Raw genomic sequence first — 9,356 nt, forward strand, 5'->3', positions numbered from 1 at the left:
TCGTCCGCCGAGTGCAGGCGTAACAGCCGACTGGATGGATTATGTGGGTGCCCTCAGTCCGGGCGACCGGAGCCACTCGTCTATGTGGGCGGCCGTTTCGGCCTGACGAGCTCTTCGGATAAGCCGTTCGCGCCGGATGCCGTGCGGGGTGCCTCGCGCCTCTTTTCGCAAGCGCTGAGCTTCGTCGGTCAAGCGCTGATCTAGGGATGTGGTTTGTTTGAAACGGCGTCGCTGCTGCATGGCGGCTCCTCGGTTCGGGAAGGCGGGAGCGCAACCGGCGTTCTCATCACCGATAAATGCCACAGGACCGTGCGGTGATGGCTAAGCGTGTACTACTGCTTGAGCCTCGCGTATGTCCACAAGTGCACACATTGTCCGATTCCATGAACAGACTGATAACTTCGAAACCTTCCTGAACCTAGCCGATCAGACCGCATGTCTGTTGAGGGTCAGGGGCGGGCGATCGAAGGCCCCACAAGCTCGGTCCGGTCTACCTACCCAGTAAGCTGACGTCGCAATCTTCAATCCGGGTTTCGGCCATGGGCCAAAATCTGAAGTGTCTGACTGGCGCGCCCTATCCGTTTCGTAGACTGGCAACTTCGGGCCTAGCCAAAAAGGGTGGCGCCCGAACGGGCCTTGATTGTGCCGAACGTGAACGTGTCGCGCCGCCTTGGCACGCCTCCGGCCGCGCTAGATGCTCGAGTGACTTCGATTGAGCGGGGCTCGCCACGTACTTGTTTGACGTGCTTAGAGAACAAAGATCGTTGTTTTTCGAAAGCCAAGGCGTTGAAGTCGTCGCACACTACTCAATACGACGGATTATCGTCTCGATCAGACTTTTCGGATATCAAACTGCCGAGCAAGTCGGTTGACGTTCGGTATTGATTTCCCTTTCCCTGATGAGGTGGGTTTTACGTTTGAGCTCGATAGCTGCTTGAGAGCGGATCATGTCAAGCAAGTTTGTATATGGAGTCACATTGGCTCTGGCATTGTTGTTGCTGGCAAACATTGGATCTGCAGAGGACGCCTCGTCAGGCCGCAAGGGATCATGGCCGATCCGCAATGGGCACAACTACCAGCCAACCGAGCATGAACTGAGAGGCTTGCATCAGGAGGATGTCACGGCCGATCAGGCGCGCGAGATTGACCGATTGTATGATCAGCTCCTGGCAAACGGTGAAAAAGTCCGAAATCGGCATCCCGCACCCAAACGTTGAGGATACGCCGTTGGGTAGGAGGTGAGCGGCTATCAGGTGAAGAACCTCTCGCAGATGCGATCTTGGCTCCGGAGTGCGATCCCGAGGATTGCTTGGCCTTCTCGTTGAGGAAAAATCCAAATGAACGCTATCGCTCAGCTTCTCGGCCGCACGGGCCTCCTGAAGGTCGATTATCACCTGCTCCGCGCCGCAATGGTGATCATCTTCGCATGGTTCGGGTACGACAAATGGTTCGAATCGGAGATCAAAGGACTGCTGCCCATAATTACCCACGGCCCGCTTATCTCCTGGACGATTCCGGTGTTGGGCATTCGCGGCACCGGCATTCTTCTCGGCACCTCAGAATGGACGTTTGGCACGTTGCTGCTTCTGGGTTTCTGGAACAACAAAGCGGGCATGCTGGGCGCCCTCGGTTCGACCTTCACCTTCATCGCTACCTTCACGGCATTTCCGTTCGTTCCGGACGCGTGGGATGCTGGCGCCGGAGGCTTTCCAGCGATGACGAATAGTTCGGCCTTCCTTTTGAAGGATCTCGTGCTGCTCGCCGTCTCAGTCTACCTCCTGAAGGAAGACGTTAAACGGATCGTCACCCCGGGTCGGGCGTTGCAATCTTCCGAACTGAAGGCTGGTGCGCTCCGACTGGCAGACAATTGAAAAGATCAAAGAGTCTACCCGGGGCGCTGGTTGCGGTGTCCTACAAGGACAAGACGGCAACGGTCATTTATGACGACGCTAACGCCGACGTGAACCAACTAACCTCGGCCACCACGAAGGCTAGTTATCCGTCCACACCCAAGAGCTGATCCGATGCTTTTCAATCGACTATCACTTGTCCGTACTGCGCCGTCGCGAAAGTCGAGATTATGCCGACGGATGCCTGTCAGTTTTTCTATGAATGCACCGGCTACGGCACAAAGCTAAAGCCCAAGTCCGTGATCTGGATCATCGTCCTCATCTGGATGGGCGCAGCGCGCATGCTGAATGCGCGAAGCTGTACTCGTACACACTGCCGATACATCGGACCTTACTACCTCGCCATGACCGTACCCGTGATGGTGCCTGGTGCGGAGGTCGTCACCATCGGCATACTTGGATGGGTTTGTTTGGGCGTGATCATCCTCGGTGGCAGCGGGCTGATATGGTGGGCCACAGAACGCGCTGGGGGAAGCTCTCTCAGTGTTGATAGCGGAACGCTGTTCACCGCACGAGGTCCGTTGTGGGTCATTTTCGACCCATTCCGCGGGCTCTGCCTACCACTTGATGTCCGCTTTGCCCCAAAACGGTTGCCGGCCCGAGCATCGTGTTTGACCTGACGGTTGTGACTCAAGCTCACGAGCTGGGGCCACGTTTCATGCGCTCCGAACTCGCGACTATGGGGGAGACGGCGTTCGCGCCAGCTGCAGCGCAGCCTCGACGCCGCCTTCCAGGATCTGCTCCGCCTGGGCAGCGTCGGGCACGGCCCGTGCGAACTGGAGGGTGCCCACCATGAGGCCGAAGATGGCCGTCGCACGGCGGACGCTCTTTGCGGAGCCGGCATCTGGAAGCAGTGCAGCCAGCGTCGAAACGTAGCTTCGCAGCGCCTCCTCGTAGGCCCGCCGGGTGGGCAAGGGCTGGCGGGCGATTTCCGGGAGCAACGCCGCCGAAGGGCACCCCGCGGCCAGGTTTTCAAGGTGGGCGCGGTTCAGGTAGCTCCGGATCGCGCCTTCGAGATCGAGGCCCCTTCGCTGATCTTCATCGAGGCGATGTTGCTGGTCGGCGAGCGCACTCGCCAGCGCCTCGCGAACGAGCGCCTCCTTGGAGTCGAAGTGCGGAGAGAATGCCCCTTTGGTCAGGCCGGCCTCGCCCATGACCCCGCCGATCCCGGCGGCGGAGACGCCGTCTCGGCGAAAGCATTTCGACGCCACATCGACGATGTGCCGTCGCGTCGCCGCCTTATGACCCTTCTCGAAACGCATTGTTCCTTCTCGTTCCCTAGCCTGCTGACAAGACGCCTTCGATCCGGCGTGCAAGGTCCAAGAGCGTCCTGTCACTCCCCAAGGGGGCGTCCAGCTCAAGGCCGATGGGGAGGCCGCCGCGCGATAGGCCAGCCGGAAGGCTAATACCCGGCAGGCCCACGCTGCTCGCCAACACGGTGTGGTTCGCCAGGGTAAGGTGACTAACCTGCCGCCCCGCGATTTGGAAGTTCGTCTGCTGTTCGATCAAAGGCGCCGTGCAGGGCGTCGTCGGTTGCAATATGGCCTGCACCCCTCGGGCGACGAACGCCTCGTCGAGCCGGCGTTGGATTTCCGGGCGGATCACAGCCAATGCGGTCTGGTAGGCCTCTGCGGAGATAGCGCCTGCAGCTTCCGGCAAGACCACATGTCTCCACGTGTCCCGAAGCTCGGGCTTGAGTCCCTCGATGATCTCCTCGAACGTGGTCGGGATATCGTGGCGGCGAAGGAACTCAGAGATCGCGCCCATCGTCTCATGGAAGAAGATGCTCCATGTCGCTGTCTGCGTAAGGGCGCCGAAGTCATCGCCAAGGTCGACCTCAACGACCTCGGCGCCGGCGTCCCGCAGCCGGCGCACCACCTCGCGGAAACGCGCTTCGATTTCCGGGTCGACGAGGTCGAGAACTTGACGCGGCGCGTAGGCCAGCCGGGTCCCCTTCCCGTCGTATCCGCGCCCGGATGGCTCCGCGGCCATTTCACCGGTCACCACCTGATCCATAAGAGCGCAATCCTCAACGCTGCGGGCGAACACGCCCGTCGTGTCGAGGGTATGGGAGATCGGCGCAACGCCATTGCGCGGCCATCGCCCGGTCGTAGGCTTGAATCCCACCACGCCACAGAGCGATGCGGGCACCCGGATCGACCCGACGGTATCACCCCCTAAGGATGCGGGAACGATGCCGGCGGCCACGGATGCGGCGGAGCCGCTCGACGAGCCGCCCGACACGCGATCGCGGGCGAACGGGTTCTTCACCTGGCCATAGCGGGCATTGTGACCGGTCAAGCCGTAGGACATCTCGACGAGGTTGTTCTTGCCGAAGACCAGAGCGCCCGCCCCCTTGATGGCGCGGACAGCGTCCGCGTCTTCCCGCGGCACGAAGTGAGCGAGACCGTCGAGACCAAGGCTCGTAGGCAGCCCTTTCGTCAAATAGCTGTCCTTCACCCCGAGCGGCACGCCCAGGAGCGGCGCCACCGACCCGGCCGCACGCGCCTTGTCCGCGTCCCGCGCGGCCACGAGCACGGCGGCCGCGTCGATAGTGATGAAGGCATTGAGCTCGGCAAGCGCTCCGGCGCGCTGCAGAAGCGCCGTGGTGTAGGTCTCCGACGTGATGTCGCCGTTACGAACCGCGGCTGCAGCGGCTGCGAGCCCAAGGGAGGCCAGGTCCGCGGTGTCTCGCGATGCGGCGCGGCGTGAAGCGGCGGTTGCGTCGTCCATGAAATCCTCGCAAGAGAGCTGAGACGCGGCATCTCACTGCCACGAACGGCGGCTTAGCTCGATGTAATTACGATCATCATATAAAATCACGATCGTAATTCAATAGGGATCTTCGCGGAGATGTGGCGTCGCCAGACACATAAAGGTGAGACGCCGGCAGCAGCGGCCAAACGGCGGCCAGGGCAAGCATGCGGGTGCACGCCGCCGAGCACGCTCTTACGCACTCATTCAGCATGGAAGATGCCGATTGATTGAGCCGGGGCAATCACTCGTTTCGACGAACCACAGACCTGGCTCATCGTCGTCATAGTGATCGCAGGGCTCCTCAGATTGCGGGAGCCACGCCATCTATTTGCTCAAGCATTCCGGGCGGCGGGACTGCTGGCCTACTTCACACCGGCGCCATGGTCACGGCCGGTAGGCTGAGCCCATGACTTTTGCGTCGGGACTGGACTCCCAAGAGTGCCGACACACCTTCCCGACGAAACGACGTGCGGGCAGTCGCAAACTGTCATCTCAAGCGTTCGGCCGTCGCTAGCGTCGGCGCCGGATAGCGGGCATAGAGGGTGTCGACGCGGTCCCGCCACATCGCCACGAACGCGCCCGAGGTGAGGCGATCGACCGACTTCCATTCGCGTTTGACCGCCGGCAGCGTGTTGCCCCAGATGGCGCGCTTGCACCATCGCTCGCCCTTCGCCAAGCCCTCCTGGGTCGCGCACATCGATTTCCAGGCAATCCGCTGCGGATGGCTGACGTGTTCGGCGGCTCCTTCCCCACCCTGCTGGTGGATCAGGTAGAGATCGGAAAACGTCGGCTGCTTGTGAGTTATTACTTCGAATAGAACAGCCTCGGTGACGAACTTGTATGCGGCAGCCATCGCGTTGTCGCGAGGATTGAGGATGTCGCCCGATCCGTATTTGCCGAACTCAGCCTTGCTCAGCTGGAACAGACCGATATAGGAGCCAGTGCGTTGCTTAGGATCGAAATCGGATTCGATTTTGGCGACCGCCTTCATGAAATTGGCATCGACATCGAACGCCTTGGCCGCGCGTTCGATCTCCTGGACGGGCGTTCCGAGCGGGACGCCGCTCAACGCCGACAAGGCGATCTTCGCGGGTTTCTCCGGCGGCGGAATTTCCGAGTAGACATAATACTTCAGATACGACGGCTCGCCTTCGTCCGGATTGGGCGAAGGAGGCGGACGGCCCTGTCGTAGCGTTGCCTCGTTCTCGGGCGGCACAGCCTCGAGGCTGGCACTGGCGTGCAACGTTCGTCCTTGCGGCAGCGAACTGGTCACATCGGACGGCAGCGCCGCGGCGCTGAATCCCTCCGCAACAATCGCATTAGTCGATGACCTTGTATCGAATTTCGCCTCGAGGACCGGGTCCGGCAACGCTGCCAGGGCGTTTGTCAGGACCCTCGTCACATTCAGCGGGACGGCGCTGAATGCATCAGCAACTCTCGCATTCGGCGTTGCGACGCTGGGGAGCGATACCGCGATTTGACAAATCGCGGCGAGCGAAGTCGCGATCAGCGCGCCGGCAACACAGCTTGCTTGCCAAATCTTCAATGTCGCCAGCCGCGCTGCCGCGGTTCCCCCATACAACTCCGACTGCAGATCCCCGACTTGGTGCGCAGATTAAGGGGACAAAGGGAAGACAATAGGGCGCACCTGTGGCGCAGGTGCGGCCTGTCTCGACCGCTTCGCCAAGATCGCCTAAATTGGAGTGGGGTCTTGATGCACCTCCCGCCGAGGGACAGGACAGACGCCATGTCCGCGCCTTCCCGCGGTACGAAGTGAGCGAGACCGTCGAGACCCAGGCTCGTGGGCAGCCCTTTCGCCAAATAGCTGCCCCTCACCCCGAGCGGCGCGCCTAGCAGCGGCGGCGCCGCCCCAACCGCACGCGCCTTGTCCACGTCCCTTGCGGCCGCGAGCACGGCAGCCTCGTCGATGGCGATGACGGCATTGAGTTCGGTAAGCGCTCGGGCACGCTGCAGAAGCGCCGTGGTGTAGGTCTCCGACGTGATGTCGCCGTTACGAACTGCGGCTGCAGCGGCTGCGAGCCGTGCGGCATCGGCGGCTAATCTTCTTCCGTTCTCACATACTGACTGCCGTATGGATGGAGCGGCAATGTTGTACCAAACCGTCGTGCGAGACCACGAAATACTTCAGCGGTGTGTCGATCTCGTAGAAATAGATGTTGGCGACGAAGCCATAGATGCCGGCGTCGATGGCCGTCGGTCTGTCGCCATGCACATAGCCTTGCCGCGGGATCAGGCTCGCGAGTGCGGCGAGATCGGCCAGCCCGCGGGCCATCACGGCGTCAGCCTCGAAGCGGCCGATGCCCTGGTAATAGTAGCGCTGGATGTTGAACTCCCTGGCCTTCATCAACCCGTCATCGGTAAGGCTCGGATGCTCGCGCTTGAGCGCATCGCGGAACTGGGGCCAGTAGCGCTCGTCCTTCCAGCGGGAATAGGACATCACCCAGTAGAGATCGTCGAGCGTGCGTGTGATGAGGAGATTGGTCGCGCGCTGCGCCGGCGTCAGCGCGACGTCCAGCGTCACGCCATATTTTCGGTGGCATACGCAAGGATGGTCTCGCTGTCACCGACGCTGTCATGGCCATCTACGATATATGGCAATTGTCCGCGCGGCGCCTTCGACGCATCGAAAATATGCTCGTGCCGGAACGGCACGCCAGCGAGCTTGAGGAAGGCGAATACCTTCAGACCGTAGCCATTGTTGTCGGCGACGCCGAACAGCGGCGGATAGGAATAAAGCGTGAGCATGGTGGCCTGTCAGGTTCAAGCAGGCTATTTTCAAAGTTGACCAGTCGAAAAAGACCGGCAGACACCCCCAGTGCACCGAGCATAGTCTAGGCCACCAATTAAATCGAGGATGCCAACGTCTGCTATGGGCCAACACCGGAAGTAGCCAGCCTATTCGATCGCGCGGTCGATGCGCGGGCTGAACGTCGGCGGAAATTCGAGCATTGCCGCTCCGCATCAATCTGCCGCACGCCAGGTGACTACCTGCTCAAATGCCGCGATTGCAAGCACAACGGGGGCAAGGATTAGACCTGCATCGGCGACAAGCGGGCGCGATCATGTGGCTGACTGCGCCTACGCACTGCCCGATGATCACGAACCTAGAAATATCGCCACGGACAAGCACGCGTAATCTGTGCGTCAGGAACTTTGTTCAATCTCATGATCCTTCTAAAATTTGCACTGCCGCAGATAGGACAGAAGTACCAAGACTCACTTGCGATTACCCTCGGACCCGGACCGGGATTGAAACCGCACATCGTTCGATGACATTGAAAACCGTCACAAGCATCATAACCCATGAATGCAATTTCAGGGGCGGGATAACCTGAACAATACACTTTCGTTCCAGTCCAGCATTTGCCACCGTCGCCCCCGTTTGGATCACTCGTCACGTATGTCATTCCCAGATCAGTGCAGTCTGCTGGCGACCCAAAGCAAAATGGGGCTGTCCCGATCCACATCCCTGGCTCCGCAAATGCATCCCCGCTTAGCAAGACAGCGGTTACTGCGAAGACTATCCTGAATAGGATCATAGAAGCCTTCCTATCTGTGGCAGATGTGGAGGGGGCTCCAGGGTGGATACCCTGACCCACCGCAGAAGATATTTGAGCAACGAGAGACGCGTGTAAAGAAAGATCCGCATGTCGCACGACTTGCCAGTGGTCAGTCGCGCTCATTGCTTTCCTTTTCCTCCATGATCTCGTGGAGAGACTTCGGCCGCGGAGGTGACCTGTAGCGGCCCCTCCCACCAGGCCGCGATCACGCCCTCGAAGAGAGCTTCCCCGGAGTGCAGCTCGGCATTCCGCTATCGGGTCTGACTAGCGTTCGCCGCGCCAGGCCCTGCCACGGAATGCCTATGCCGATCCTCGATGAGATAACGCAGCCTGATCCGGCGGGGACGGAGGAGGTGCTAAATCGAAATGACTATCATACGCTGGATGCGAAGGACCACGGCGATCGATGTCGCATTTCGGTCACTCGCGTCATTTTTGGCCTGTTCGCCGAATGGCTGCTTTTCCCCTGACAGCGGCGGAATAGCAGACGTCCTCCAACAGCTGCATGGGGCCAACAGCGGACCTGTGTCCTTGGAACGTTATCGCTTCAGCTCGGTTTTGCCCGCGTGACCTCCGTTCCAGGGGAAGCCTCGTGAAAACTGTCGATCAGCTTGACGGACACTGGCGACTGCAAAATCGTTTCGATTTTCGGGGACACTCGATTGCTTGGGATTGCATCGGAAATGGTCCGCCCGCTGTCCTCTTACATGGCACTCCATTTTCGTCGGTCGAATGGCGGCGGATTGCTCCTCTGCTTGCACAGGAACGCCGCGTATACTACTTCGACATGCTGGGATACGGTCGATCCGATATGCCGAACGCTGACGTGTCGAGAGGCATTCAAAACCGTCTCTTCGCGGCCCTCTGCGAACATTGGGGCATCGGTCCTCCGGATATCGTCGCACACGACTTCGGAGGATCCACTGCTTTGCGNGGGCATCTGCTCGACGGGCTCGAATACAGATCGCTTACTCTAATAGACCCTGTAGCAATCAGCCCTCAAGGATCAGCGCTTGTTCAATCAGCCAAGCAACACGAGGACGTCTTCTCTCATCTGCCGGCCTATGTCCATGAAGCTATCTTGCGCGCTTACATCGACGGTGCGGTT

At 60.2% G+C, this 9,356-nt stretch carries 9 protein-coding genes and 1 pseudogene; 5 read left to right on the top strand and 5 right to left on the bottom strand.

Going from position 1 to position 9,356, the window contains the following annotated elements; genetic code table 11:
* The first annotated feature begins 947 nt into the window (after window positions 1-947).
* The 3 genes from YY7_RS61565 (at window position 948) to YY7_RS65410 (ending at window position 2,530) form a co-directional block, all read left to right on the top strand.
* Window positions 948-1,217 (top strand): hypothetical protein, encoded by a 270-nt coding sequence (locus YY7_RS61565; RefSeq protein ID WP_155255666.1) that lies wholly within the window; start codon window positions 948-950, stop codon window positions 1,215-1,217.
* Between the two features lie 120 nt (window positions 1,218-1,337).
* Window positions 1,338-1,871, top strand: coding sequence for a YkgB family protein (locus tag YY7_RS0148230; RefSeq protein WP_028169233.1), 534 nt, complete (start codon window positions 1,338-1,340; stop codon window positions 1,869-1,871).
* A 170-nt stretch (window positions 1,872-2,041) separates the two neighbouring features.
* Window positions 2,042-2,530: a GDCCVxC domain-containing (seleno)protein gene (locus YY7_RS65410; protein ID WP_433994579.1), complete on the top strand. Its 489-nt coding sequence runs from the start codon at window positions 2,042-2,044 to the stop codon at window positions 2,528-2,530.
* Window positions 2,531-2,587: 57 nt separating this feature from the next.
* On the opposite strand, the gene YY7_RS0148245 is transcribed toward YY7_RS65410, so the two are convergent.
* From YY7_RS0148245 to YY7_RS55870, 5 genes and pseudogenes are all read right to left on the bottom strand, one after another.
* Window positions 2,588-3,172 carry a TetR/AcrR family transcriptional regulator gene (locus YY7_RS0148245; RefSeq protein ID WP_028169234.1) on the bottom strand — a complete coding sequence of 195 codons (585 nt, stop codon included), beginning with the start codon at window positions 3,170-3,172 and terminating at the stop codon, window positions 2,588-2,590.
* Window positions 3,173-3,188: 16 nt separating this feature from the next.
* Window positions 3,189-4,643, bottom strand: a complete 1,455-nt coding sequence (locus YY7_RS0148250) for an amidase family protein (protein WP_028169235.1) — start codon at window positions 4,641-4,643, stop codon at window positions 3,189-3,191.
* 511 nt (window positions 4,644-5,154) lie between these two features.
* The gene (locus YY7_RS55865) at window positions 5,155-6,213 is read right to left on the bottom strand and encodes a transglycosylase SLT domain-containing protein (RefSeq protein ID WP_035693067.1); all 1,059 of its coding nucleotides are present in this window, start codon (window positions 6,211-6,213) and stop codon (window positions 5,155-5,157) included.
* Window positions 6,210-6,809 (bottom strand): amidase family protein, encoded by a 600-nt coding sequence (locus YY7_RS64890; protein WP_349642727.1) that lies wholly within the window; start codon window positions 6,807-6,809, stop codon window positions 6,210-6,212. The genes YY7_RS55865 and YY7_RS64890 overlap by 4 nt, the downstream gene beginning before the upstream one ends.
* Window positions 6,742-7,433, bottom strand: a pseudogene (locus tag YY7_RS55870) (glutathione S-transferase C-terminal domain-containing protein). Before YY7_RS55870 ends, YY7_RS64890 begins: the two are co-directional and overlap by 68 nt.
* A 1,117-nt stretch (window positions 7,434-8,550) precedes the next feature.
* On the opposite strand from YY7_RS55870, the gene YY7_RS61575 reads away from it, so the two are divergent.
* Both YY7_RS61575 and YY7_RS59815 read left to right on the top strand, forming a co-directional pair.
* A complete protein-coding gene (locus tag YY7_RS61575; protein ID WP_155255667.1) occupies window positions 8,551-8,718 on the top strand; it encodes a hypothetical protein in 168 nt (55 codons plus the stop codon).
* Between the two features lie 35 nt (window positions 8,719-8,753).
* The coding region (locus tag YY7_RS59815) for an alpha/beta fold hydrolase (RefSeq protein WP_155255668.1) at window positions 8,754-9,356 on the top strand (603 nt) is incomplete at its 3' end.

The sequence above is a fragment of the Bradyrhizobium elkanii WSM2783 genome (assembly GCF_000472865.1).
GTDB classification, from domain to species: domain Bacteria; phylum Pseudomonadota; class Alphaproteobacteria; order Rhizobiales; family Xanthobacteraceae; genus Bradyrhizobium; species Bradyrhizobium elkanii_A.